Origin of the sequence: Pseudomonas syringae pv. coryli str. NCPPB 4273, from assembly GCF_000972175.1 — a bacterium.
GTDB lineage: Bacteria > Pseudomonadota > Gammaproteobacteria > Pseudomonadales > Pseudomonadaceae > Aquipseudomonas > Aquipseudomonas syringae.
On sequence record NZ_AWQP01000004.1, the window covers coordinates 300,563 to 324,776 of the forward strand.

Annotated in this window: 23 protein-coding genes; 11 read left to right on the forward strand and 12 right to left on the reverse strand. The window is 59.8% G+C overall.

Annotated elements, in window-relative coordinates; genetic code table 11:
* Positions 1-28: 28 nt before the first annotated feature.
* From P406_RS03205 to P406_RS03230, 6 genes are all read left to right on the forward strand, one after another.
* Positions 29-328 carry a protealysin inhibitor emfourin gene (locus tag P406_RS03205; protein ID WP_003342005.1) on the forward strand — a complete coding sequence of 100 codons (300 nt, stop codon included), beginning with the start codon at positions 29-31 and terminating at the stop codon, positions 326-328.
* Between the two features lie 265 nt (positions 329-593).
* Complete coding sequence (locus P406_RS03210) at positions 594-1,223, forward strand: paraquat-inducible protein A (RefSeq protein ID WP_003411359.1); 630 nt, start codon at positions 594-596, stop codon at positions 1,221-1,223.
* On the forward strand, positions 1,220-1,834 hold the full coding sequence (locus tag P406_RS03215; RefSeq protein ID WP_003315385.1) for a paraquat-inducible protein A: 615 nt from the start codon (positions 1,220-1,222) through the stop codon (positions 1,832-1,834). The genes P406_RS03210 and P406_RS03215 overlap by 4 nt, the downstream gene beginning before the upstream one ends.
* Entirely contained in the window at positions 1,827-3,506 is a 1,680-nt protein-coding gene (locus tag P406_RS03220) for a PqiB family protein (protein ID WP_032702949.1), read from the forward strand. Before P406_RS03215 ends, P406_RS03220 begins: the two co-directional genes overlap by 8 nt.
* The gene (locus P406_RS03225) at positions 3,503-4,126 is read left to right on the forward strand and encodes a PqiC family protein (RefSeq protein WP_046235315.1); all 624 of its coding nucleotides are present in this window, start codon (positions 3,503-3,505) and stop codon (positions 4,124-4,126) included. Before P406_RS03220 ends, P406_RS03225 begins: the two co-directional genes overlap by 4 nt.
* 283 nt (positions 4,127-4,409) lie before the next feature.
* Positions 4,410-4,859, forward strand: coding sequence for a helix-turn-helix domain-containing protein (locus P406_RS03230; RefSeq protein ID WP_046235316.1), 450 nt, complete (start codon positions 4,410-4,412; stop codon positions 4,857-4,859).
* A gap of 30 nt (positions 4,860-4,889) precedes the next feature.
* On the opposite strand, the gene P406_RS03235 is transcribed toward P406_RS03230, so the two are convergent.
* Positions 4,890-5,801, reverse strand: a complete 912-nt coding sequence (locus P406_RS03235) for a LysR family transcriptional regulator (protein WP_046235317.1) — start codon at positions 5,799-5,801, stop codon at positions 4,890-4,892.
* Positions 5,802-5,913: 112 nt separating this feature from the next.
* Between P406_RS03235 and P406_RS03240 the strand changes: the two genes are divergently transcribed.
* Entirely contained in the window at positions 5,914-6,750 is an 837-nt protein-coding gene (locus P406_RS03240) for a pirin family protein (RefSeq protein ID WP_046235318.1), read from the forward strand.
* 67 nt (positions 6,751-6,817) lie between these two features.
* Here the strand turns inward: P406_RS03240 and P406_RS03245 are convergent, their stop codons facing one another.
* On the reverse strand, positions 6,818-7,681 hold the full coding sequence (locus P406_RS03245; protein ID WP_003422982.1) for an aldo/keto reductase family oxidoreductase: 864 nt from the start codon (positions 7,679-7,681) through the stop codon (positions 6,818-6,820).
* 125 nt (positions 7,682-7,806) lie between these two features.
* On the opposite strand from P406_RS03245, the gene P406_RS03250 reads away from it, so the two are divergent.
* On the forward strand, positions 7,807-8,703 hold the full coding sequence (locus tag P406_RS03250) for a LysR family transcriptional regulator (protein ID WP_046235319.1): 897 nt from the start codon (positions 7,807-7,809) through the stop codon (positions 8,701-8,703).
* Between the two features lie 24 nt (positions 8,704-8,727).
* Here the strand turns inward: P406_RS03250 and P406_RS03255 are convergent, their stop codons facing one another.
* The 8 genes from P406_RS03255 to P406_RS03290 form a co-directional block, all read right to left on the reverse strand.
* On the reverse strand, positions 8,728-10,257 hold the full coding sequence (locus tag P406_RS03255; protein WP_032698716.1) for a sodium:solute symporter family protein: 1,530 nt from the start codon (positions 10,255-10,257) through the stop codon (positions 8,728-8,730).
* Positions 10,254-10,514, reverse strand: coding sequence for a hypothetical protein (locus P406_RS03260; protein WP_003315392.1), 261 nt, complete (start codon positions 10,512-10,514; stop codon positions 10,254-10,256). The genes P406_RS03255 and P406_RS03260 overlap by 4 nt, the downstream gene beginning before the upstream one ends.
* Positions 10,515-10,660: 146 nt before the next feature.
* Positions 10,661-11,596, reverse strand: coding sequence for a choline kinase family protein (locus P406_RS03265; RefSeq protein ID WP_046235320.1), 936 nt, complete (start codon positions 11,594-11,596; stop codon positions 10,661-10,663).
* A complete protein-coding gene (locus tag P406_RS03270; RefSeq protein WP_046235321.1) occupies positions 11,593-12,546 on the reverse strand; it encodes an aminoglycoside phosphotransferase family protein in 954 nt (317 codons plus the stop codon). The genes P406_RS03265 and P406_RS03270 overlap by 4 nt, the downstream gene beginning before the upstream one ends.
* A 10-nt stretch (positions 12,547-12,556) precedes the next feature.
* Positions 12,557-13,837, reverse strand: coding sequence for a Zn-dependent hydrolase (locus P406_RS03275; protein WP_046235322.1), 1,281 nt, complete (start codon positions 13,835-13,837; stop codon positions 12,557-12,559).
* On the reverse strand, positions 13,815-14,573 hold the full coding sequence (locus P406_RS03280; protein ID WP_003417444.1) for a DeoR/GlpR family DNA-binding transcription regulator: 759 nt from the start codon (positions 14,571-14,573) through the stop codon (positions 13,815-13,817). The genes P406_RS03275 and P406_RS03280 overlap by 23 nt, the downstream gene beginning before the upstream one ends.
* Positions 14,574-14,653: 80 nt before the next feature.
* On the reverse strand, positions 14,654-16,057 hold the full coding sequence (locus tag P406_RS03285; protein ID WP_046235323.1) for an amidase: 1,404 nt from the start codon (positions 16,055-16,057) through the stop codon (positions 14,654-14,656).
* Between the two features lie 311 nt (positions 16,058-16,368).
* Positions 16,369-17,976 (reverse strand): M10 family metallopeptidase C-terminal domain-containing protein, encoded by a 1,608-nt coding sequence (locus tag P406_RS03290; protein WP_046235324.1) that lies wholly within the window; start codon positions 17,974-17,976, stop codon positions 16,369-16,371.
* Between the two features lie 464 nt (positions 17,977-18,440).
* Between P406_RS03290 and P406_RS03295 the strand changes: the two genes are divergently transcribed.
* On the forward strand, positions 18,441-19,805 hold the full coding sequence (locus tag P406_RS03295; RefSeq protein WP_046235325.1) for a sensor histidine kinase: 1,365 nt from the start codon (positions 18,441-18,443) through the stop codon (positions 19,803-19,805).
* A 129-nt stretch (positions 19,806-19,934) separates the two neighbouring features.
* On the opposite strand, the gene P406_RS03300 is transcribed toward P406_RS03295, so the two are convergent.
* Together P406_RS03300 and P406_RS03305 are read right to left on the reverse strand one after the other, a co-directional pair.
* Positions 19,935-20,561, reverse strand: coding sequence for a glutathione S-transferase (locus P406_RS03300; RefSeq protein ID WP_046235326.1), 627 nt, complete (start codon positions 20,559-20,561; stop codon positions 19,935-19,937).
* Between the two features lie 42 nt (positions 20,562-20,603).
* Positions 20,604-21,500, reverse strand: coding sequence for a LysR family transcriptional regulator (locus P406_RS03305; RefSeq protein WP_003417451.1), 897 nt, complete (start codon positions 21,498-21,500; stop codon positions 20,604-20,606).
* Positions 21,501-21,657: 157 nt separating this feature from the next.
* On the opposite strand from P406_RS03305, the gene P406_RS03310 reads away from it, so the two are divergent.
* Both P406_RS03310 and P406_RS03315 read left to right on the forward strand, forming a co-directional pair.
* Positions 21,658-23,223 carry an MFS transporter gene (locus tag P406_RS03310; RefSeq protein WP_024665002.1) on the forward strand — a complete coding sequence of 522 codons (1,566 nt, stop codon included), beginning with the start codon at positions 21,658-21,660 and terminating at the stop codon, positions 23,221-23,223.
* Positions 23,220-24,197 (forward strand): LLM class oxidoreductase, encoded by a 978-nt coding sequence (locus P406_RS03315; protein ID WP_017279612.1) that lies wholly within the window; start codon positions 23,220-23,222, stop codon positions 24,195-24,197. The genes P406_RS03310 and P406_RS03315 overlap by 4 nt, the downstream gene beginning before the upstream one ends.
* Positions 24,198-24,214: the final 17 nt, after the last annotated feature.

A 24,214-nucleotide genomic window follows, 5' to 3' on the forward strand; every position in this document is an offset into this window, starting at 1 on the left:
AAAGCATAAACACCAAAAGGTGCTTGAAATGAAGGTCTGTCTAGTGCAATCCGGCGGTTTTGCAGGTGCAGTCAAACGCTGTGAAGTCGATACAGCCACCCTTGAGCAGCCCGAAGCCGAGCAATTGCAGAGGCTGGTGAGCGACAGCGGCCTGAATCAGTCCAGCAGTGCCTTCAACGATGAAGCGCGGGACCTGAATCAGTACGAAATCACCATCGAGGATGACGCCAAGGCAATCTGCCTGACGTTCGACGAACACAACGTGCCTGCGTCTGCCCGTCAGTTGCTCGGCTTTCTCAAGCAACGCGTCAAACCCGGCAAGCTCTGAGACAGGCCTTTGCCAAAGGACTCTGGCCGCAACGATGCCCTTTCGTCGACAGATGGAGGGCATCGCTGCTGCCGCGTTCGCCACCATTCTCCGCGCATGGAATAATGGCGCAGTGACATGTGAACCACCCGACACCCTGGCGGTCAATGCTTTGTACCAGTCCGCTAGCGCTGACCGTACAAAAAAAACGCTTCACACTGCCATTAACGAGGTATCTTTTCGTGCTGCGCGTTCTTACCTCCTTACCTCCGCATCAATGGCGTCGATGAGCACTGTGCATTCTATCGAACACTCTTCCGGCCTGATCATCTGCGAGCACTGCGACTCGCTCTACGAAGCCCATCCTCTGCAGCCCGGCGAGGCGGCATTCTGCCTTCGCTGCGAAGCACTGCTCGGTCGCGGCCATCGGGTGACCATAGAACAGCTACTGGCATTGACCATCGCTGCAGCGATGCTGTTCGTATTCGCCAATCTGTTCCCGGTCATCAGCATCAATATGAAGGGCCTCTCCAACGAAGTGACGCTCTGGCAATCAGTTGAAGCCCTTGCTCAAGGACGAATCACGATCATTGCGCTGGTGGCCGGGCTGTCGATCATTTTTGCGCCGCTGCTGCAAATCGTCCTGCTGTTCTGGGTGCTGGTACATGCACACAAGGGCATCGTGGCGCCCGGCTTCAGAACCTGCATGCGCGCGCTGGAGCACTTGCGCCCATGGAGCATGCTCGAAGTGTGCATGCTTGGCATTCTGGTGGCGATCATCAAACTGTCCGGGATGCTCGACGTACACCCCGGCGTCGGGCTCTGGGCCATGGCAATGCTCATGGTGCTGATCCTGCTGATCGCCAACAAGGATATCCGCCGGTTGTGGGACGAACTGGGAGTGCAGCCGCAATGAACGGCATCCCTTTCGCCCACGAACACAAGCTGTGCCTGTGCCACACCTGCGGTTATGCCTGCCAGGAGGACGCTACGCGCTGTCCGCGCTGTGATTCGCCGGTGCACAAACGCAAACCCAACAGCATCAGCCGTACCTGGGCCTATCTGATTGCCGCCCTGATTTTCTATATCCCGGCCAACGTGCTGCCGGTGATGTACACCAACCTGCTGGGCAACCGCAGCGAAAGCACCATCATGAGCGGCGTCATCGAGTTTTTCGAAAGCGGCTCGTGGGACATCGCCATCCTGATTTTCGTCGCCAGTGTTCTGGTGCCATGCATCAAGTTTCTGGTGCTGGGCATGCTGTTGATCACCTGCCAGCGTCGCAGCACCTGGGCGATGCGCGAGCGCGCGCGCCTGTATCGCTTCATTGAACTGATCGGCTACTGGTCGATGCTCGATGTGCTGGTTGTAGCCCTTGTGGCGTCTCTTGTTCAGTTTCGCGAGCTCAGCACTATCGAGCCGCGAATCGGTATTCTGTTTTTTGGCTTGGTAGTGGTGATGACGATGTTCGCCGCCATGAGTTTCGATCCCCGGCTTATCTGGGACGCAGAGGTTGAAGATGTCTGACAGTACCCTCCCCCCGCCAGCTTCAGTGCCACGCCCTGAAGTCAAACGTCGTCGCCTGCGTGTCTCGCTGATCTGGCTGGTGCCCATCGTTGCCGCGATCATTGGCATATCCATGGCCTTGCATGACTGGATGAACATCGGTCCCAGAATCACTGTCAGCTTTCTGACAGCCGAAGGTCTGGAAGCCAACAAGACTCAGGTCAAATACAAGAACGTGGTCATCGGCATGGTCACGGATATCAGCCTCAGTGAAGACCGCACGCATGTGCTGGCCAACATCGAGCTGAACACCAGCGCTGCTCCGTTCACACGGGTCGACAGCCAGTTCTGGGTGGTGCGCCCACGCATCGGCGCACATGGGGTTTCGGGTGTAGACACGCTGCTTTCGGGAGCCTTCATCGGCGCCGACGCAGGCAGCGCCGAGGAAACCAAGAGCAGCTTCACCGGCCTGGAAACGCCGCCGCCGGTGACCTTCGGCGAAAAAGGCAAGCGCTTCACCCTGCACACCGACGACCTGGGCTCGCTGGACATCGGCTCTCCGATCTACTTCCGACGCATTCAGGTCGGTCAAGTCGTGGCCTACGATCTGTCCAAGGACGGCCGCGGCGTCGACATTCAGATTTTCATCAACGCACCGAACGATCAGTACATCACCACTGACACACGCTTCTGGAACGCCAGCGGTGTCGACATCACCGTCGGCGCGTCAGGGGTCAAGGTCAATACGCAGTCGCTGACCTCGATCATTTCCGGCGGGATCGCGTTTCGTGAGCCGAACTGGAGCCCGGACTCGAAGCCGGCGGACGAGAACGCAGAATTCAAGATATTCGATGACCAGACCACGGCGATGGCACCTCCCGACGGCGAGCCACGCTACATCCGCATGCGCTTCAATCAATCGCTTCGCGGTCTGACGGTTAACGCGGCGGTGGACTTCCTCGGGGTCAATATCGGCAAGGTGGTATCGGTCGATCTGGATTACGATCCGGCCACCAAGACCTTCCCCGGCATCGTTGGCGCAGTGATCTATCCCAAGCGCCTGGGGGCGGCCGAGTCCAAGCTCAAGGAACTCGGCGGTTCGGGTGATGAAGAAGAACAGTCTGCCCGGGTATTGGGTGCCTTCGTGGCCAATGGTCTTCGCGCTCAGGTGCGTAACGGCAACCTGCTGACCGGCCAGCTGTACATCGCCATGGAGTTCGATCCAAAGGCGCCAAAGGTCGCGTTCAACGCCAAGGCCCGACCGCTGGAGATTCCGACCGTGCCGGGCAGCTTCGACAAGCTGCAGGAGCAACTGCAGGCATTCGTCGAGAAACTCAGCAACTTGCCGATCGACCAGCTGGCAGGCAACCTCAACGGCACCCTCAGCGAATTGCAGAAAACCCTCAAGCAGGTCAACAGCAGCGTGTTGCCGCAGATGCGTGGCACCTTGCAGCAGGCCGAGAAAACCCTGGGGACTGCCAACGACTCGTTTGCCGAAGATTCACCCGCGCGTCAGCAACTGGGCCAGGCCATGGATGAAGTGCAACGTACCGCGCGTTCGGTGCGGGTCCTCACCGACTTCCTCAGCCGCCATCCGGAATCGCTGATTCGTGGCCGCACGGGCGACGCAGCGCCACGTTCGTTCAACGCCCCGTCCTCGTCCCGAGCCATTGATCCGGAGCCAAAACAATGACCTTGCGCCTGAAACTGATGGTACTTGCCGCAGCAGTGGGCCTGGGTGCCTGCACATCGACCCAGACCCACTACTACACGCTGATCGCGCCGATGAGCGCGACGAGCACGGCCGCCAGCAAACCCATGCCGTTCCAGTTCGAGATGCTGCCGGTGATCATGCCGGTGCAGGTCGACCAGCCGCCGCTGGTGGTTCGTCAGGGTAACGGCAGCCTGGCCATTCTGGACACCGAACGCTGGGGATCACCGCTGGGCGACGAGTTTCACGATGCGCTGACCCCGCAGCTGGAGCACCGCTTCGGCAGCCGCGACATGGCCGGTTTGCCGAAAAACAGTGATCAGCCGACGCTGTCGATCCGCACCGACGTGCGGCGTTTCGAGTCGATGCCCGGCAACTACGCCCTCATTGATGTGGTGTGGACACTCGGGCTTCGCGATGCTGGCGCCACCGCGGGCAGTAAACGGCGGAGCCTGACCTGCAGCAGTGTGATCCGCGAGCAGGCAGGTGAAGGCATGGAAAATCTCATCATTGCCCACCAGAAAGCAGTTGCCCGGCTGGCAGACAAGATCGCTGCAACGGCCACGAACTGGACAGCACAGCCCTCCTCGCGCTGCCTGTAAACCTTACGGGAGGTCTACGCAAAAGACCTCCCGATTTCGTCCCCTTCAGCCTGAAACCCTTGTGCCAGCCGCATGGACGCCGCTGCTCAAAGCGTTCAATTCGGTACAAAAATGTATCACCCTTCCGGATTCCTACGTACACTCTGCCATCTGTCTGGTACGTTAGTACCTGATTGGACCGAACACGCAATTCCTCGTCCTAGCAGGGATGTCTGATCAGTCGACGCCAGAAACGCTTGTTAACCCTGACTGTAGCGGTGCACAGTTTATCGAGGACAAACGGATGACAGGGATCGGACCACGACTTAGAAAGGAACGTTTGCGCCTCAAGCTTTCGCAAAGTGCACTGGGCGCGATAGGTGGCGTGGAAACCAATGCCCAGGGCAACTACGAAAATGGCGTCCGCTCTCCCCGTGCAGATTATCTGTCCAGCATTTCGAATGCCGGAGTTGACGTTGCCTATGTGGTGACCGGCCTCAGCGCTACGCGTAACGTCCCCGCTGTGATAACGGCGGACAGTCAGAGCAGCGCCCCGCTCAACCGCGTCGTCGAACGCTTGCACGGCAACCTGCACGACGTGACCCAGAACCTTTACCTGTTCACCCGCCTGATCGAATCGAACGCAGGCGTTGGCAATGTGGACAGCAATCAGCTGGAAAACATCAAGAACGACGCCGAAGCGATCACCGTCGCCACCGTTCGGCTGATCTACATGACGTCACGAATCAAGTAACGCGCAAGTATCGCGTGCCGCCAAGGCTGTTCAGCGCGCCGGAAACGCCTTGTCCCTGAGTTTGTCCATCACCAACGCAATGAATGCCGACACCGCCGGCGGCAGATGCTGTCGGCTGGGATAAAGCACATGCAGACCATGGCTGGTGCGCTGGTACTGCGCCAGTACCGGCACCAGCCGGCCATCCCGCAGATCCGAACGGATCAGCGTCGCAGGCAACAACGCGATACCGAGCCCGGCAAGGGTCGCCTTGCGCAACGCCTGCGCGGTGTTGGCATTGAACCGGCTGGCAATGCGCACCTCATGCATCTTCGCGTCCGGCCCGAGAAACCGCCATGCTGTGACGCCACCGCGATGCGCTGCACTGACACAATAATGGCTGTGCAGGCTCTGCAGGGAATCAGGCATGCCGTAAGCGGCAATATAAGCCGGACTGGCGACCATCGTGTCATGGCCTTCATCGATCAGTTGCCGCCCTACGTATCCCGAGTCCTGCAAGGTGCCGCCGCGAAAGGCGATGTCCAGCCGGTCAGCGATCAGGTCGGCGTGATCATCACTGAGCACGAACTCCAGTTGAACGCGCGGGTAGCGGGCAAGAAAACCGGCCACCCAGTCCATCGAGAAAAAGTCGAAGAAATCAGCCATCGCTGCGATACGTACCAGACCACCCGGCTCATCACGCCCTGAAGCAAGCTGTTCTGCGGCCTCCATCACTCCGTCGACCGCACCGACGCAGCGGCCGTAGAAATCCTCTCCAGCCTGAGTGAGCACCAGCTTGCGCGTCGATCGCTGCAACAGGCGCGTGTCCAGCTGCATTTCCAGTTGCTGAACCCTGCGGCTGATCGTATTGGACGGCATGCCCAACTGCCGTGCTGCCTGGGCAAAACTGCCGCTGCGTACCACTTGCACGAACAGGGCAACATCGTTGAGATCGAACGCCACGCCCGGATTCCTCGTATTTATGGATCAGTCCAAGCCAACTATACCGGCTAATCAAGCAATCCATTGACGCTTATTCTTTGCGCTCAGGCATCAAGGCCCAGAGGAGAACGCCATGAACAGCATCGTCAGCATTCGGCCACGCGCCATCGTCCATCGCACTACCGGCAGAACCCGCGGGCCGATCACCCGACTGGTGAGCCCGGGCGATCTGGGTCAATTGTTGAAGCCTTTCGTATTTCTGGATCGAATCGGCTTCACGTCCGAGCCGGGGAAAACGGGATTCGGCATGCACCCGCATTCGGGTATCGCGACGCTGACCTACATGATCGAAGGCGAACTCACCTATGAAGACACCACCGGCAAATCCGGAGTACTGCTCAGCGGCGGTGTGGAATGGATGAGCGCCGGCAATGGCGTCTGGCATGACGCCCAGCCAGTAAACGGTTCGGCTGTGAGGGGCTTTCAGCTATGGGTCGCACTGCCCGCCGCGCAGGAAAATGGCCCGGCACAAAGTGTGTACCTGTCGGCAGCGCAGGTTGCGCAACAAGGCCCGGCAAACGTGCTGCTGGGACGCTATGGCAGCGCGAAAAGCAGCCTGCCAGCACCGGAAGGCATGAATTATCTGGCAGTACAGCTCAAGGATGGCGAGCACTGGCGCTACACACCACCCGCAGGTCATAGCGTGGGCTGGCTGGCAGTCAACACCGGACAGCTCGACGCAGGCAGTCCGGTCGGCGCGGGTGAACTGGTGATTTTCGAGGAATCGGATCGCCCCATCGACATCGTCGCCAAGGGTGATACCCACTTCGTGCTGGGATCGGCAGTCGAGCACCCGCACGACCTGGTCACAGGCTACTACTCGGTACACACCAGCAAAGCCGCGCTGATTCAGGGCGAGCTGGAGATAGACCGCATCGGCGCACTGTTGCGCGAGGAAGGCAGGCTCTGATTGAGCAGCAGCCTTTAAAACAGACCCACCCGAAAGCATTCAGGTGGGTTGCTCAATAGCTATCCCTCTAAGCAACACTATCGAGTTCGGCGAGCAATTCCGGCGCAATCACCAGCTCACTGGCGGCAAGGTTTTCGCGCAAATGAGCGATGGATGAGGTGCCCGGAATCAGCAGAATATTGGGCGCACGTCGCAGCAACCAGGCCAGAGCAACACACAACGGCGAGGCATTCAGCCCAGCGGCTACTCGGCTCAGGGTTTCCGATTGCAGGGGTGAAAATCCGCCCATCGGGAAGAACGGGACATACGCAATGCCCTGCTCGCCCAGTTCTGCAATCAGCGGCTCGTCATGGCGATGCGAAAGGTTGTAGTGATTCTGCACGCAGACAATCTCGGCAATCCCCTGCGCCTGCCTGACTTGCCGGGCAGTGACGTTACTGACCCCGAGATGACGGATCAGACCCTGGCGCTGCAACTCGGCCAGCACCGTCAACGGTTCCTCGATCGAGGCTTCTGCGGGTGAATGCTGCTCGCCCCATGCCCGGAAGTTGACCACATCGAGCACCTCCAGCCCGAGGTTCTTCAGGTTGTCGTGAACCGCCGCGGTCAATTGCGCCGGGCTGGATGCAGGATTCCATGAAGCATCCGCGCCACGCACTGCGCCGACTTTGGTGACGATCAGCAAGTCATCCGCGTAAGGATGCAGCGCTTCGCGAATCAGCGTATTGGTGACATGCGGGCCGTAGAAGTCTGCGGTATCGATATGGTTGACCCCCAGGGCGAGGGCTTCACGCAATACCGCGATGGCGCCCTGCGGATCTTTTGCAGGACCGAACACGCCAGGCCCGGCCAGTTGCATCGCCCCATAGCCCATGCGATTGACGCGATGGCTGCCCAACAGGAACGTACCTGCCTTGTTTGCATGATTCATTTCGTGCCCCTTGATTCGATGTGTGTTCCTCACTATAGGCACTGAGCACTGTATTGATAATCATGCGTAATCGGCACAACCTGTACGCCTGAGCGAACACTGAACAGAGCAACGGGGCCACGACAATGACTACCGATATTCAGGACCTGCTGGCCTTCGTCGCCGTGGTCAATGCCAGAGGCTTTCGCGAGGCAGCGCGGCTCAGCGGCAAATCCGCCTCCGGCCTCAGCGACGCCATTCGCCGCATGGAAGCGCGGCTTGGGGTGCGGCTGCTGAATCGCACCACTCGCAGCGTGGCTCCGACAGAGGCTGGCGCCAGGCTTATGGAGCGTATTGTGCCCGCACTGGGCGAAGTGGAGTCGGCCCTGGATGTGGTCAATGACTTTCGCGATCGCCCGTCAGGCACTCTGAGGCTGAACGTTCCGGTCAGCGCCGCCAGGCTGGTGCTGCCTTCGATCATCACACCGTTCCTGCAGACCTACCCCGACATCCGCCTGGAGGTGGTCACCGAAGAAAGCTTCGTCGACATGCTTGCAGCCGGATGCGATGCCGGCATTCGCTACGACGAACGCCTGGAGCAGGACATGATCGCGGTGCCCATAGGCCCGAGGTTCCAGCGTTTTGCAACGGCTGCGTCACCGGCCTATCTGCAGGCCAGAGGACGCCCCGAGCACCCGCGAGATCTGCTCGCGCATGCCTGTCTGCGAGGAAAATTCCCCAGCGGGGTCATACCGCTGTGGGAATACGAGCGGGACGGCGATATCGTCAAGGTTGACCCCACAGGCCCTCTCACCGTCAGGATAGGCGGAGCGTTCGATCTGACTGTACAGGCCGCCATCGACGGGTTGGGCGTTGTCCATCTGTTCGAGGACTGGCTACGCCCTCACCTGGACAGCGGCGCACTGGAACCGATACTCGAACCCTGGTGGCAGCGCTTTACCGGGCCGTATCGGTACTACCCGGGGCGCCGCTACCTGCCCTCGCCGCTGAGGGCTTCCATCGACTTTATCAATCCGCGCTGAGCCACAGTCAGAACACAGGCGGCGTCAGCTCATCGCCACAACCGGACCCACGCCACGACGCGCTGGCGCAGCCATGGCGAACAACTCATCGACGCGTCTGACTTCATCCGCACTCGGTTTGATGGCAACGGCACAGGCAACAAAAATGCCCGCATTGAAAATCAGACCGACGATGCCACTGGTCAACGAGCCCAACGCCGGAATGTCATCCGGGTAGATGGTGGTCAGCACGATGGCGATCACGATCCCCACCAGCATGCCGGCAATCGCGCCCTGCTTGTTGCCATGACGACTGAAGACGCCGAAGAACAGCGGCACGGCCAACTGGATGATGCCCTGATAGGAAATCTGCGCCAGCAATTGCAGGCGGGCGTAGTCGAAGGTCAGGTAGGCCAGCAATGAGGCCGCAGCAATGAACACCACCATGCCGACCTTGGCGAGAATGGTCTTCTCGCGATCACTGCGTGGCTTGCTCCAGGTCGCCAGGTCATTGGCAAACTGCGTACCGCACACCTGCACGCAGCCGTCGACATGGCCGATACTGGCGGCCAGTACGATCATGATTGCCACGCCAAGCAGCCATGGCCCACCGATGTCGAACAGCGACAGGAACCAGCCGTGTTGCGGATGAGCCGCGACATTCGGGTCCTGGCTGATTGCTGCGGCGAAGAGCATCAGAATGCCGTAGAAGCCGCCGACCAGCAGGATGGTCAGCAGCGTGCCCTTCTTTACCGAGCGCACGCCGCTGGCGGTATAGATGCGTTGAAAGCTCATCGGCCAGCACATCGAGCCGATCACGCCGGTAAAGATCAGGCTGAACATGTACATCGGGCCATAGGTACTGCCTGCTCCGCCCGGGATTACCAGCATGCTGGCGGGCAGCTGCGACAGGTTGCTGAACGAGGCCTGCGCGCCGAACAGCAGGAAGATGCACAGCGCGGCGCACAGCACATAGGCGATCAGCCCCTGATACATGTCGGTCATGATCAGGCCGCGCATGCCCATGCTCACCGTCCAGTACTGACGAATCAGGATCACCGCCACGCCGACCAACAGGCAGGTGGTCACGCCCCAACGACCGAAGCTGGCGAACTGGAAAAGCGTCGCGAGGGCCTGAATCCCCATCACCACCCAGGGGAATACCGAGATGATGCCGATGATCGAAGCAATGCGTTTGACCACGGGACTGTTGAAGCGCATGCCCAGCAAATCCGGTTGGGTGGTCAGGTTGAAGCGCTTGCCCCAGGTCCAGGCACGATTGGCCATCAGGTACATCGCGGTCACGCCCAGCGTGGCGTAGACCATGCCGTAAAAGCCCAGCGCACCTCCAACCGACAAGGCGAAAAACGCCGTGAACGTTGCGCCCGGCCACCAGGAGTTGGTGTAACACATGGCGATGAACCACGGCCCGTAAGAGCGACCACCCACCGCGTAATCGGAAAAGCTCTCGCTCTTGCGGTTCGTCGCGTACAGCACTGCAATCATGCCCGCCAGAAATACACCGATCAGGCCGAAGGTGATGTAAAGATCCGAAACCATAGTCGTACTGATCATTGCCCGTCCCCCTCTTGTGGAATTTCACCCAGCAGCGACTCGACCACGTAGAGCATCCACAGGCCCAGCCCCATGAGCACCGCGATCAGAATCCAGTAGAAGATCGGCAGCGGAATGCCCAGCACCAGCACGGCGCTGCCGCTGACCTTGAGGTAAAACGGCGGAAACAGCGCCATCATCAACAGCGCGAAGAAGTACAGGCCAAACACCAGATTCTTCAGGCGGCCGGGGGTAGAAAGGGACGGAACGTTACTCATGGAGTGCTCCTTGAATTTCAGGATCTGGCTATGGATAAGTGATCGGATAAAACTCAAGCAGTGAAAGAAACACGCGGTTACCCGCTACTTTTTTATTATTGAAGTACTTGTTTTACGTGTTCGAAGGCTCACAGGACGAGATCGACTCAGACCTGCCGCAGCCAGGTTTCCCATTGCGAATCATTGATGATGCTGCGCGCCCGCATGTGCTTCCAGGTGCCGTACTTGTAGAAGTCGAAGTCCAGTTGCGACACCGCGTGCTGCACCATCGCCCAGGTCGACCATTTGATGTCGGCCAAGGCTTTGTTGAGCTTGATCCGCGCGACGGTTTGCGCGCTGACCTGGCCGAAGTAATCCTCGATCAGCGCCAGCTCCATGTCGTCGCTGAAAAACATCTCGCCGAACCACAGCGCCAATTCATAATGGCGATCGTTGTTGGAGGCGTACTCGAAATCCACCAGACGAATCTGGCGATCCGCGTTGAGCATGAAGTTGCCTGCCAGCGTGTCGTTCATGCACGGCGCAAGATCGATCCCGGAAGCTTGCAGCGCAGCTTTTGCGCGCTGGTATTGCAGGCACAACCAATCGTCATCCTGAGGCTTGATGCCCTTCAGTTCCGCCACCTGGCTCTGATGCTCGGCGATCATGTCGAATACGGTCTTGGTCTGTTGCAGCAGCGGTTGATCGTTGAATGCCTTGAGCCCGTGCAGGGCACTGTGGCGTATGTCGCGCTGCAGAAAGTCATGGTTGGACGACGCCCGCCAGCCCTCCATGAACTCGAACACCTCGACACCAAAGGCTTCGAGGAAGGCGAAAACCGGTGCGCCATAACCGGTTTGCGCAGCCTTCACACTGGCCTCGTGGGCGGTGTGACGGTCGATGAACATCTCTGTACCGACGCCTGGCACCTTGAAGAAGTAAGCCGTGTCGGCGCCCTCGACCTCGACCCGCCAGTTGGTGTTGGAGATGCCGCCACTGACAGGCTCATAATCAACGCGGCGACCCTGCCAGCCCTCAATGCTGCGCACGGCGGCTTCCAGTTGTCGCTCCTGGGTACTGACCGACTGCCCTAACGTTTTCATGCTCTACCCTCCTGAACCTGACGCATCCAGCCTTCCAGCCGCGGGTCCTGAACGCATTGTCGGCAACGCAACAGCGTCCATTGCCCAACCTTGGAAAACTCCAGTGGCCGCGAGGACGTGGTACCGGCCCAAAGCCCCCACAATGTCCAGTACCAGTCGTTGATCAATGCATACAGACGGCACACGGCGTAGTCGATTTCCAGGCATTGTCCGGCCCACGCGCTGATCCCTTCGCGCCACTGGCGCTCGAACGAATAAAGCTCATTGAGGGTCATCGCCACGTCGTACCACGGGTCCATGCAGCCACCGTAGTCAAAATCCACCAGACGCAACTGGCCTTCGCTGGACACCATGACGTTGCTCGACACACCGTCGCCGTGCAGCGGAGCCGCTTGCACGGAGCGGCTCTGCAGCGCCTGCCAGGCCATGTCGACGCAACGGTCGATCCATTGATGCTCGGCAGGCAGCGCAACGTTATCGTGCTCGCACAGTGTGCGCAGGCGCTGGATATCCGCCATCGGTGAACGCACCACATCAGGCACAGGTCCGGCATGCACCTGCCGCTTGAGTGCCCACAGCGCTTGAAGCCGGCCGGGTGCGAGCAGATCGTCGAGCCGCGCAGCTCGCCAGTCGACACCCAGGTCCTCGAAGATCAGCACGCCATTGGCCTGGTCTGCGCCAAGGAGCCGCGGTGCAGCAGCGCTACGGCCGGCACATTCGCTGGCCTGGGCTACGTTATCGAAATCGATCACTGGCGCCATGTCGGCATGCAGAACCTTGACGTAGCAAGCGCCCTGCGCGCTGCTGACCCGAAAGCCGGCCCACTCGGTCGACAATCTCGAGGGCGAAGCCACGCCCTGGGTAACGTTCTCGATCTCGGCGTCTGCCGCGAACCCGCAGGATGTCAATGCGCTGCGCAGGCGTGTGGTCAAGTCGTCGGCATATGACATGGTCAGCCCCTCAACCAAATGACGCAGATGAGGTGCAAGCCCGATGCAACAGACCGGTCAGCATGCGCAAACCGTTGTGCATGTCCTGATCGCTGGTGTACTCGGCCTCGTTATGGGAAACGCCATTGCTGCTGGGGATGAACAGCAGGCACACGGGATAGCGCCTGTTCAGACTGATCGCATCGTGACCGGCCACGGTCATGCTGTCGGTGGTCGACAAACCCAGCTCGGCGCCTACGTCATGCGCCAGTCCAGCGAACCCGTCATGCAGCCTGGCAGGTGAGCGCAACACGCTGCTTTCCACTTCAAACGATGTCATGGTCTTGTCAGCGATCGCGCTCAGCGTTGCATCCAGGCGTTCCGAGGCAGCGCTCAGCAGATCGACATCGCGGGAGCGGTACTCGATCAGCAGCGACACCCGCGAAGGCACCACGTTGGGCGAATTGGGGTAGACCTCGATACGCCCTACCGAACTGTGCATCTGCACGCCGTGCTGCAAGGCTTCGTCATACACCGCAGTGATGGTGTGTGCGGCGGCCAGCAACGCATCCCGGCGCGCGGCCATGGGCGTGGGGCCGGTGTGATTCTGTTCGCCGTCGAAACGTACCCGCCTTTTCAGGGCAGCCCAGGTCTCGCGCACAACGCCGATGGCGGTCTGGCTGCTTTCCAGGCCAGCGCCCTGCTCGACATGAATTTCAACATACCCGGCAATGTTCAAATCAACCCGGTCGTTGCCCAGATAACCGATGGCCTGCAGGGCGTCCTTGAGCCGGATGCCGTCGCCATCGCGGCTTTCCCAGGCGTTATCCAGCGTCAAGGCCCCGGTGAACACACCGCTGCCGATCAGGCTCGGCTGAAAGCGCGCGCCCTCTTCGTTGGTCCAGTTGACGACCGCCAGATTGCAGCGCGGGACATTGCCACGTTCACGCAATTGCCGCGCCAGACTGGACACCGCCACGGCACCGGCAAGCACGCCGTATACGCCATCGAAACGCCCGGCACTCGGTTGGCTGTCCAGGTGTGAACCGCAGAGCAGATAAGGCGCATCGGGATCAAAGGTCATGAGGCCGAACAGGTTGCCCACCGCATCGATGCGAACTTCGAAGCCGTGCGCGTCGAGCCAGCCCCGAAACAGGTCACGTACCTGTCCGTCTTCAGCCGAGGCCGCCAGCCGATGCAGGCCACCGGCCGGTGTCGCACCGATAGCCGAGCTTTGCCGAAACAAGGCTTCGAACGCTGCCAGATCAGTTGCGCTCGGCTCGATCAGCTCAGGAATAGAGGGTGTCGACATGATCTTTCTCCAGGCGTGTCGCAAACTCGTCGGATAGCGCGCGATTGGTGACCAGGGTCGTGATCGCGGCAAATGGCAGTGTGTTGATAAAGGTGCGATGACCGAACTTGCCATCGTCGGCCAGCACCACACTGCGCGTGCAATGCCTGACCAGGGTCCTGCGCAACATGGCTTCCGGCTCCTGGTAATCCATAAGGCCGAAGTCCAGGTCAATGCCACCGATGCCCATGAAGGCAATGTCGTAGTGAAACTGCCGGGCGAACTCCAGTGTATGGGGGCCTATCAAGGCGTTGTCGGTGCGCCGCACATCGCCAGGCGCAACCAGAACCTGATTGTCGCTCTGGTGCGATATCAGCTGGGCGATGTCCAGCGAATTGGTGATGATCTTCAACTGACTGAACCGGGTCAGTTGCTGGGCCAGCGCCAGCGTCGAGGTACCGGTGTCGAGAAAGATCGCCATGCCTTCACTGACCAACTGCGCAGCACGCACGGCGATGCTCGCCTTGGCGCGAGGCTTGAGCCTGCTGCGCTCCTGCAACGGCAATTCTTCGCTGGACCTGGGCAGAATGGCACCGCCGTGAATTCGCCTTAACCTGCCCTCCTCCTCCAGATGCTTGAAGTCGCGGCGGATGGTCTCTTCGGAGACGAACAGCAATTGTGCAAGGTCCGACGCCTTGACCCGCTGTTGTTGAACGAGCAGGCGCATGATTTCGTCCAGACGCGGCTGATTGAGCATGGGGGTGACATTCCGTTGCAAAGTGATGACTCCAGTGTCCGGGCCCTTGGGCCGCTGATCTGCGTGCAAGAGCGACATGTCTATTGCCCCGAAACCGGTGGCAGGTGCTGATCCCAGGGCGCAATGGCTTCTACCGCAGCACAGAACTGCAGCACCTGGGCATCGGCAAAGCGTGGGCCGACGACCTGCAGACCGATCGGCAGTCCTGCGCTGCTCCGCCCACAAGGCAGATTGGCCGCAGGGTTGCCCGTGATGTTGAAAGGGTAAGTGAACGGCGTCCAGCGCGCCCAAGGCACAGCGCCGTCCTGCCCGGCATAGCCCACAGGGGCGACATCGTCTGCGGCAAACGGCAGGATCGGCAGGGTGGGCATGAGCAGCAGATCGTAATCGTCAAACAGCGCGTGCACCTGATTGGCGAAGGCCGCTCGCTGTTGCAGGGCCTGCAGATAATCACTCAGGCTGTACTGGGCAGAGCGCTTGATCAGATCGGCAAAGCCCGGATCGAGCTGGTCCAGTTTCTGCGCAAGCGCCTTGCCATAGGCAATACCGCGCCCGGCGACCCACAGGGTTTCGAAGGTTGCCAACGGGTCCTGCCAATCCGGCTTGAGCGTGCTGACTGTAACGGGCAGCGACCTGGCGATATTGCCCACGGCGGCGTCAACCGCTGCGGCGACTTGCGCATCGACCGGCGTGTCGAACAGCGTCGGGCAGAAACCGATGCGCAAGGGTTTCAGCGGCTGGTCGCACCGGACCAGAAAGGATTCGTCGGGGGCTGGCAGCGCCTGATGATCGAGTGGATCGGGGCCTGACAGAATGTCGAACAGCAACGCGCTGTCGCGCACGCTTCGGGTGATCGGCCCGGCATGACTGAGCATTTCGGTGGCCGACCAGGGCCAGGTGGGAATACGCCCCAATGTGCCCTTGAGGGCAAATGCGCCACAGAACGAGCCCGGTATGCGTACCGAGCCGCCGCCGTCCGAGCCCAGGGCCGCAGGAACCATGCGCGCCGCCACGGCAATGGCTGAACCGGAGCTGGAGCCGCCGCTGGTGAGGCTCGGGTCCCAGGGGTTGCGCCCATTGCCGAACACCCGTGACGTACTGGCGCCCGTCCAGCCGAACTCGGTGGTCGCGGTCTTGCCGAGAATAATCGCGCCAGCGTTTTTGAGACGACGGATGATGGGTGCGTCATGAACCGGCACCGACTCCAGCGCAGTCAACGACCCCCGTGTGGTGCGTAGCCCGGCAGTGGAAAAGAGATCCTTGATGCCAAAGGGTATGCCGTGCAGCGGCCCGCGTACCTCACCGCGTTGCAGTTCGGCTGTCATGCTTGCGGCCTGTTCAAGCGCGGCCTCGGCATACACATCACCGAATGCATTCAATGTGGAATTGTGGATTTCGATCGCTGCCAGGCACAACTCGGTCAAACGTATCGGCGTCAGGCCCCCTTCGCGAACAAGCTTGGCAGCTTCAATCACGTTAGGCATGGAAGATGGCTTGGACTCAATCAAAGCAGATACCTCTCAGACACTTATGCGCAATGCACGGCACCAACGACTGTCGGGGCATTACATTCAGCAGCCCCTGACGAGTCAAGTGGGTTTTGTTGGATATATTGAATTTGTGGTTTTAAATTTTGTAACAGCACCGTCACGGTGCCAAAAAACGCGCAAAAAGACGCGTCGCACAATTGCGGTGCGCGATTGAAACCAGAAAAGAAGGGGGAAAGTCGGCGAGAAAGGACTGCGCCTGTCAGCGGCGCAGTCCTGTCATTGAGATCGGTCTTTCAGGTCAGCGATCAGACCACCAGATCGTGGGCATGGAACTCGCTGACGCCGACCAGCTGGATTTCAAAGTCCGCATGCAGATCGCCATTGACGTTGCCGGACAGCACATGGTCAGCGAAACGCAGCTGGCCAGCGCCGGTGAACTCGCCGCTGCCGATGAAGCTGAAAGCATCGAGGGCTTTGGTGTCCACGTTGGCATCCATCTTCAAGAAGCTCAGTTTGTCGCCTTGCTGGCTATTGAAGTCGGTAATCACGTCACTGTTGTGGCCTTTGCCCATTTCCGACAGGTCGTTGAACACGAAACGGTCAGCGCCGCTACCGCCAGTCATGATATCGGCGCCCTGACCGCCCACCAGTTTGTCATTGCCGGCGCCGCCGAACAGAACGTTGTCCGCGTCATTGCCGGTCAGGGTGTTGTTGCGATCATTGCCCAGCACGGTGAACGCACCCTCACCTTTGAGGTGGACATTCTCGAAGTTAGCCAACGTCCCGGCATTGAGGTTGATCACCTGTGCAATGGGCGAGGTATTGTCGTAGGTGATCTTCAGCGTATCGATGCCCTGATCGGCCTTTTCCTGAACCAGGTCCAGTTCGCCTGCCTGATCGATGACGTAGGTATCGTTGCCCAGCCCGCCGATCATGGTATCCAGACCGCCGCGGCCATTGAGCACGTTATCCAGTTCGTTGCCGATCAGCGTGTCATTGAAAGCGGAACCTATGGCGTTTTCGATGTGCGCCCCGTAGGCGATCGCCAGACCGGAATTCATCGACGTCGGTGCATCAGGGTTCGCGTTGTAATCGAGAAACGCCTTGCCGATGGTGCTGAACTCACCCTCGTTGAGGTTGATTTTCACCGATGTTTCCTGATTGCTGGCATCAATGGTGTCTTTGCCGCCAGCGTCCCAGATGGTCTCGAATACCGACTGCCCAGGTGCCCATTTGTAGACGTCGTCGCCGGTGTGATAGTGGGTGTTGGCACCGTATATGAACTGCATGGCCGCGACATCGAGCAGCATCGGCGTGGTGGGCTTGAAGCTGTAGTTGTTGGTGTAGCTCATGATGGTGTAACGCGCATCTTCGAATTTGGCATCCAGCAGAACATCGTTGTACTGCGAGGCTTCGAACGAATGCTTCAAGCCCAGTGCATGACCGGTTTCATGCATGAACGTGAGGTAATCATCCGTGCCCTTGGCAGGATCGGCCGCGTTGACGTTCGGCCCGATCCAGACATCGCCGGAGCGACCCAGCGTACCTGGCGCATAAGCCTGGCCAAACTCGGTGCCTTGCAACCCCTTGAAGCCACCGAAACGGATGTCTCCGACATTATCGGGGGTGTCCTGCACTTCGGTGAACTTGATATCTGCCACTGCACTCCAGGCATCCAGTGCGCTTTTTGCGGCTGCCGCCTGGGCGTCGGTCAGCGAATAGGCATCGCCCGGTTCCTGAGAGCGACTGTAGTCAGTGGCATAGACAGAGTCGGCCTTATGAAAACTGTAAGTCAAATGGGTGCCGGACGAATCCCCGAGCCAGAATGGCCCCCATAGCAGACTGGTGACTCGATCGTCGGGAGCTCCCTCGGGCAGAAGTTCGGCAGGACTTGATTCATTTGGGCCGGGCATTGGCGTTGCTCCAGAAGAATACGGACGTTATTAATGGGCTCACGATCTTTGCCAAGGCAAAAACCGGACGGCAGTTTATTACACAGCACGTACAATATGGACATAATAAGTTACAAATGCCGCATTCAGAAAGGCCCGCTCGTTACTCTCGACACCTGCAAACTTCTTATATCGAGCGAACTTTAATTTTTATTACGAGCGTCATTTAATATCACCTCGATATATAGGATTGAAAGAGTCGGCGCCAACAGTAAGAAGTGACTGTTGCGAGGGTATTCGAGCCCGATCATGACGCCCTGCGAACTGCGCCCGATTGCCTCACTGTATGTCGACCGAGTAGCCCGAATAAGGGGGACACCGCTCAAACCTGCGCACGCCGAGCTGATTTATGCGGTGTATACCTTGCTGCGCTCTATGGATCATAGGCATCATAAGACCTATTTCATCCGATCGCGGTGCGCCCCATGACCCACCACCCTGCGCCACTTCCCGCCAGCGAGGAAGAACGTGTCCTGTCCCTTGAGCATCTCAAGATACTGGACAGTGCTCCCGAGCAAGACTTCGACGACATTGTGCTGCTCGCCACAACACTGTGCGACGCGCCCATTGCGCTGGTCTCGCTGGTTGACCGAGAACGCCAGTGGTTCAAGGCCTGCATCGGCCTGGACGTGCAGGAGACGCATCGCGACCTGGCATTCTGCGCCCACGCCATCCTGCAGCCTTCCGATGTGCTGGTGGTTGAAGACGCGACCACCGATCCTCGCTTCAGAGAGAGCCCGCTGGTGCTGGGGCCTCCCTACATCCGCTTTTATGCAGGTGCGCCGATTCGTACCGAGGCCGGCCATGCACTGGGCACCGTCTGCGTGATCGATATCTGGCCGCGCGTACTGAGCGACCAGCAACGTCGTGCCCTGCTGGCACTGGCGCGGCAAACCGCAGCCCTGATGCAATACCGCCTGGTTTCGGAGCAGCGTGACCAGCACGCCGCCGAACTGGCGCTGGGGCTCGAAAGCTCACAGAGCCAAAGCCTGGCGCTGGGGCTCGAAAGCTCACAGAGCCAAAGCCTGGCGCTGGAGCGCAACCTGCGCCAGTCGCAACGGGTGTCGTCGCTGGGCATGCTCACCGCTAGCATCGCTCATGACTTCAACAACCTGCTCCAGGCACTGAGCGCCAGCCTGCAACTGATTCGCATGCGCTCACGCCGTCCGACCGACGTCGAGACGCTCAGCGATACCGGACTGCGAGCGGTGGATCACGGTCGCCAACTGGTGACTCGCCTGCTCAACAGCGTTCGCCAGGACGGTTCCGAACTGATCTGCATCGATGTCAGCGAACGGATCGATGCCGCGCGTGATCTTCTGTTGCGTTCGGCGGGCGACACGCTGGAGCTGTCATTCGACCTATCCGCCCGAGGCTGGGGCGTGTTGTGCGCCGAAGCGCAATTGCATACCACCTTGTTGAATCTGCTGAGCAATGCGCGTGATGCAATTTCAGGCCCCGGCAAGGTGCATATCTCGACCCGGCTGGAGTCCGTCAAGGACGACCCGCAATTCCCGGAAGGCGATTATCTGGTACTCAGCGTGAAAGATAACGGTCCTGGCATGACCGCCGAGCTCAAGGAGCAGATGTTCGAACCCTTCTTCACAACCCGAAGTTCGGACCCGGGTGCCGGGCTTGGCCTTGTTCAGGTGCAGGAGTTTGCGGTAAATGCCGGCGGAGGCGCACGCGTCGAAACAGCACTTGGAAGCGGCACTACCGTGCATCTCTACTTGAGAATACTGGGCCCGATCAGTGCAACGAACGCACCAGCCCATATAACCGAACAATAACAACGGCTCATCGCCGGCGAGGCGTGGTTACTTCAGATACCCGTTAAATACCCGTTAAATAAAAATGGCCGAACATTCACTGTTCGGCTTTTTTATTTTCTAACCCGCTTCATCCTGTCGCCGGGTGCCTCAAGGCCAATGGCGTCGTATGACCGCGTTGACCACTGGCTCAGCGTCAACCTTTAGCAACAGCGCATGAAAATCCGCCCGGGTGTTACGCAGGTGCTCGCGCGCGCCACTCCATCGCGTCACGACAGAGGCCAGAATCTCCACTGCGCCGGGCGCATTGCAACGCCAGATCCCGGCATCACCAAACAGGTCGGCAAACGTCTCCCAGTGTTCATGCAACCGCGTCCGGGCGCCCGCTTCGAGCAGCCTCTCCAGATCATCGTCGGAACCTGCCAGCCAGCGCTGCGGGTAATCAATGATCCCGATGGCGGCGTAGCAATTGGCTGCAATGTAAACCAGCGCGCGTAGCGCTTGAGCACGCTGCGCGGACTTGCCAGGCAGAAGTCCGGAGTCGGGGTGCTCCAGGCCCAGATGAATCAGGATCGCAGCACTTTCAGTGAGTACCGTGCCATCGGCCAGCAACAGCGTGGGGACCTGCATCAACGGGTTGACCCGCCTCAACGCCTCCTTGCCAGGCCCCTCTTCCCACCCACAGGCTTCGCTCAGGGTAAAAGGCACCGAGCAACGCCGAAGCGCTATCTCGATCGCAGCCGAACCCGAACCTTGCGTGCCGAAAAGCGTGTACATAGCAGTGCTCCTTGCCAGGTGCTGCAGGCTCGCTCCGCGCAGTCATACTGACGGAGGAGCGAACAAATGGGCGTGCATGAAATCAATGAAGACTCGCAGTCGCAGCGAAAGATGCTTGCTGGACGGCCAGAGCAATCTGAACGTTCCGGTATGCACCGTGTAGTCATCCAGGACAGGTATCAGCTCGCCGTTGCGAATGGCCGATAAAATCATGAAGTCCGGCAGACAGGCAATTCCCAACCCGGCCCGCGCGACGTCCACCAGAATCTCGGTGGTATTACACACCATGGCCTGGGGTAACTCGAGATCGTCGACGCCTGCCTCACGGCGCAGCGGCCAGTGTTCAAACCTTCCAGTGGAAGGAAACTTGTGCAACAGGCAGGCGTGCTGACTCAGGTCCCCAGGATGCCGGGGTATACCGTGCCGGGCAAAATAGTCCGGAGCGCCGACAACGCGCAATTGGAAACTGCCCATCCGCTTCGACATCAGCCCCGAGTCACCGGGATCGCCGGTGCGTAACACGATATCGAAGCCCTCCTCGATGATATCGACCATGCGGTCGGAGAAATCGATGTCCAGTTCGATATCGGGATAGGTACGCATGAAGTCGATGATCACCGGCATCACCAGTCCGCTGACCAATGGCAAACTGATCCGCAACCTGCCCTTGGGCAAGTCTCTGGCATTGCTCAACTCCATTTCCGCCGCTTCCAGCTCCGACAGAATCCGCCGGCAACGCTCCAGGAATATCGAGCCTTCCAGCGTCAGGGCGATACTGCGCGTACTGCGATGAAAAAGGCGGACGCCGAGGCTCTCCTCCAGACGGCCAATACTCTTGCCGATCCCCGACGAAGAGATGCCCAGGCGTTTTCCGGCCTGGGTAAAACTCCGCGTTTCAGCAACCAGAACGAACACGGCGATGCTTCCGAGCGATTCCAATACCCACTCCTATTCAGGACAACCCTGTCCTATACGTTCGGAACATAAGCCTGTTTTTGTTTGCGGGCGCAACCCCTAATCTCGCGTCAGGGCGATCGCTCTTGGATAAGCGCGTGCACCACGGCAAAACCGGGCACGCTTCACAGGGACATTGCACATGACCACAGCACACAGGGTTCAAACACAGCCCACTGCAGGACGATGGGGGCAACTGCTCGCCGCTTGCCTGACCGGCATTCTGATCCCGTTATGCTTCACGGGCCCTGCCGTGGTTCTGCCTTCGATAAACCAGGCACTGGGCGGATCAGCCGTCGAGCTGACCTGGGTCATCAACGCCTACATCCTGACCTACGGCAGCGCGATGATGGCCGCCGGGAGCCTGACGGATATCTACGGCAGAAAACGCGTCTGGCTGATCGGGCTGGCGATATTCGTGCTCTCCACCTTCGCCATTCCGGCAGCCTCCTCCGTCGTCCAGATCGACCTGCTGAGACTGGTTCAAGGCCTGGGCGGTGCAGCAGCGTTCGCCGGGGCGATGTCGTCGCTTGCCCAGACCTTTCATGGCGCCGAGCGCACCCGAGTCTTCAGCCTGCTGGGCACCACCTTCGGTATAGGTCTGGCCTTCGGCCCTCTCGCAGCCGGCTCGCTGGTGGATTCGGCAGGCTGGAAATGGTCATTCCATGCGACTGCACTCATCGGCGTCGCGGGGTTCCTGCTGGTGCTGTTCAGCGCCACCGAGTCAAAGGATCCCGACGCAACAGGTATGGACTGGCCGGGCGCAATCAGTTTTACCGCAGCATTGACCCTGTTCACTTATGCCATTCTGCTCGCCCCTGAAGAGGGTTGGACCGATCCATTGGTGATGGGTGGCATCATCGGCTCACTGCTGCTGTTCTGGGTATTCATTGCGGTGGAGCGGCGCGTCGCCCGTCCCATGCTGGATCTCTCGTTGTTCAAGAGCGCGCGCTTTGTCGGCGTGCAGATTCTTGCAGCCACTCCCGCATTTTTCTTCGTCGTGCTGATCATCATGCTGCCAGCGCGCTTCATCGGCATCGACGGCCTCAGCGCCTTGGAAACCGGGCAGATGATGACTGCCCTGGCTGCGCCCCTGCTGATCGTGCCCCTGCTTGCCGCGCAGCTGGCACGTCGTTTCACGTCAGGACTGCTGTCCGGCGTCGGGCTGCTGCTGGTGGCGGCCGGCCTGTTATGGCTGGCGCTGGCACTGGACAGTGGCGCGATCAGGACAGCGTTGCTGCCGATGGCCTTGATCGGTATCGGTATCGGCCTGCCCTGGGGGCTGATGGATGGCATGGCGATCAGTGTCGTCGAAAAGGAACGCGCCGGTATGGCCACCGGCATCTTCAATGCGGTACGCGTTTCGGCAGACGGGATCGCTATCGCAATCGCCGGCGCCCTGCTTGCAACGTTCATTCAATGGGGACTTTTCGACGCACTCAAGGGTGTCTCACCTGAGGTGGTCACCGAAGCGGCCAACCGCGCCGCCCTGGGCGACTTGCACAATGCGACCAGCCTGCTGTCCGGCCAGGCAGCGTTGCTGCATCAAGAGTACGTCAGTGCCTTCCGCAACCTGCTGTTCATTCTAAGCGCCGCCACCGTGCTGACGGCCGTGGCGGTCTTTGCGCTGCTTGGTCGCGTACGCGCTCATGAAGAGCCACCCGTAGAGCCCTCCAACACGCTTGAACTGGCGGGCGAAACCAAGTGAGTCCCTATGAAATACCAGGCGCAAAGCGGCATCCCGCCTTTGCAAAGGTGTTCGCGCCGGGTCATCTCACGTTCGGGCTGATTGCGCCACTGGAGGGCTACCCCGACTCCGCAGCACCGACCATGAAAGACCATCTGGCACTCGCCATTCAGGCCGACAAGGCCGGTTTCGCCGCGCTGTGGCTGCGCGACGTACCGCTTCTTGATCCGGGGTTCGGCGACGCCGGTCAAGTGTTCGACCCTTTTGTCTACGCCGCGCTGCTGTCTGCCGTCACCCGGCAAATCTGCATCGGCACGGCAGGCATCATATTGACGTTGCGCAATCCGCTGATGGTGGCCAAACAGGCGTGCAGCGTCGACGTGTTGCTTGAAGGACGCTTCCTGCTGGGTTTGTCTACAGGGGACAGGCCAGGCGAATATCCCGCGTTCGGCGAGCATTTCGACACCCGCGCGGAACGCTTCAGGGACGGCGTCGAACTGCTGCACGCGGTGACCGAGCAGTCTTTTCCAGTGTTCAGATCGCGCCATTACGGACAACTCAATGGCGCGCTGGACCTACTGCCGAAACCGGTTTTCGGGCGGCTGCCGATGCTTGCCATCGGCCGCTGTCAGCAGGACATCAAATGGCTGGCCAATCACATGGATGGCTGGATATGGCATCAGAGCGGCTTCGACACCCTGCCTGAAGTGATCAATCATTGGCGCAGTGCCAATGAGCAAAGGCACTTCAAGCCCTACGGCTATGCGACGTTCTTCGATCTGGACGAGAACAAGGACGCGCCGATGAAAGTCGGCCGCGGAATCAGTACCGGGCGCAACGCCCTCATCGCCCTGTGGCAGCGTCAGCGGGAACAGGGGGTTTCGCATGTGGCGCTGAACCTCAAGCCCCTGAGGCGTCCGGCCACAGAAGTGTTGCAAGAGCTGGAAGAGTATGTGCTGCCGTACTTCCCGACCCGCCGGGGTGATCATGCCTGACCGAATACTTGGTCGGC

Excerpts from the sequence above, each read along its gene's own strand:
- P406_RS03205 (WP_003342005.1), top strand. The coding sequence starts at position 29 with ATGAAGGTCTGTCTAGTGCAATCCGGCGGTTTTGCAGGTGCAGTCAAA.
- P406_RS03210 (WP_003411359.1), top strand. The coding sequence starts at position 594 with ATGAGCACTGTGCATTCTATCGAACACTCTTCCGGCCTGATCATCTGC.
- P406_RS03215 (WP_003315385.1), top strand. The coding sequence starts at position 1,220 with ATGAACGGCATCCCTTTCGCCCACGAACACAAGCTGTGCCTGTGCCAC.
- P406_RS03220 (WP_032702949.1), top strand. The coding sequence starts at position 1,827 with ATGTCTGACAGTACCCTCCCCCCGCCAGCTTCAGTGCCACGCCCTGAA.
- P406_RS03225 (WP_046235315.1), top strand. The coding sequence starts at position 3,503 with ATGACCTTGCGCCTGAAACTGATGGTACTTGCCGCAGCAGTGGGCCTG.
- P406_RS03230 (WP_046235316.1), top strand. The coding sequence starts at position 4,410 with ATGACAGGGATCGGACCACGACTTAGAAAGGAACGTTTGCGCCTCAAG.
- P406_RS03240 (WP_046235318.1), top strand. The coding sequence starts at position 5,914 with ATGAACAGCATCGTCAGCATTCGGCCACGCGCCATCGTCCATCGCACT.
- P406_RS03245 (WP_003422982.1), bottom strand. The coding sequence starts at position 7,681 with ATGAATCATGCAAACAAGGCAGGTACGTTCCTGTTGGGCAGCCATCGC.
- P406_RS03250 (WP_046235319.1), top strand. The coding sequence starts at position 7,807 with ATGACTACCGATATTCAGGACCTGCTGGCCTTCGTCGCCGTGGTCAAT.
- P406_RS03255 (WP_032698716.1), bottom strand. The coding sequence starts at position 10,257 with ATGATCAGTACGACTATGGTTTCGGATCTTTACATCACCTTCGGCCTG.
- P406_RS03260 (WP_003315392.1), bottom strand. The coding sequence starts at position 10,514 with ATGAGTAACGTTCCGTCCCTTTCTACCCCCGGCCGCCTGAAGAATCTG.
- P406_RS03265 (WP_046235320.1), bottom strand. The coding sequence starts at position 11,596 with ATGAAAACGTTAGGGCAGTCGGTCAGTACCCAGGAGCGACAACTGGAA.
- P406_RS03270 (WP_046235321.1), bottom strand. The coding sequence starts at position 12,546 with ATGTCATATGCCGACGACTTGACCACACGCCTGCGCAGCGCATTGACA.
- P406_RS03275 (WP_046235322.1), bottom strand. The coding sequence starts at position 13,837 with ATGTCGACACCCTCTATTCCTGAGCTGATCGAGCCGAGCGCAACTGAT.
- P406_RS03280 (WP_003417444.1), bottom strand. The coding sequence starts at position 14,573 with ATGCTCAATCAGCCGCGTCTGGACGAAATCATGCGCCTGCTCGTTCAA.
- P406_RS03285 (WP_046235323.1), bottom strand. The coding sequence starts at position 16,057 with ATGCCTAACGTGATTGAAGCTGCCAAGCTTGTTCGCGAAGGGGGCCTG.
- P406_RS03290 (WP_046235324.1), bottom strand. The coding sequence starts at position 17,976 with ATGCCCGGCCCAAATGAATCAAGTCCTGCCGAACTTCTGCCCGAGGGA.
- P406_RS03295 (WP_046235325.1), top strand. The coding sequence starts at position 18,441 with ATGACCCACCACCCTGCGCCACTTCCCGCCAGCGAGGAAGAACGTGTC.
- P406_RS03300 (WP_046235326.1), bottom strand. The coding sequence starts at position 20,561 with ATGTACACGCTTTTCGGCACGCAAGGTTCGGGTTCGGCTGCGATCGAG.
- P406_RS03310 (WP_024665002.1), top strand. The coding sequence starts at position 21,658 with ATGACCACAGCACACAGGGTTCAAACACAGCCCACTGCAGGACGATGG.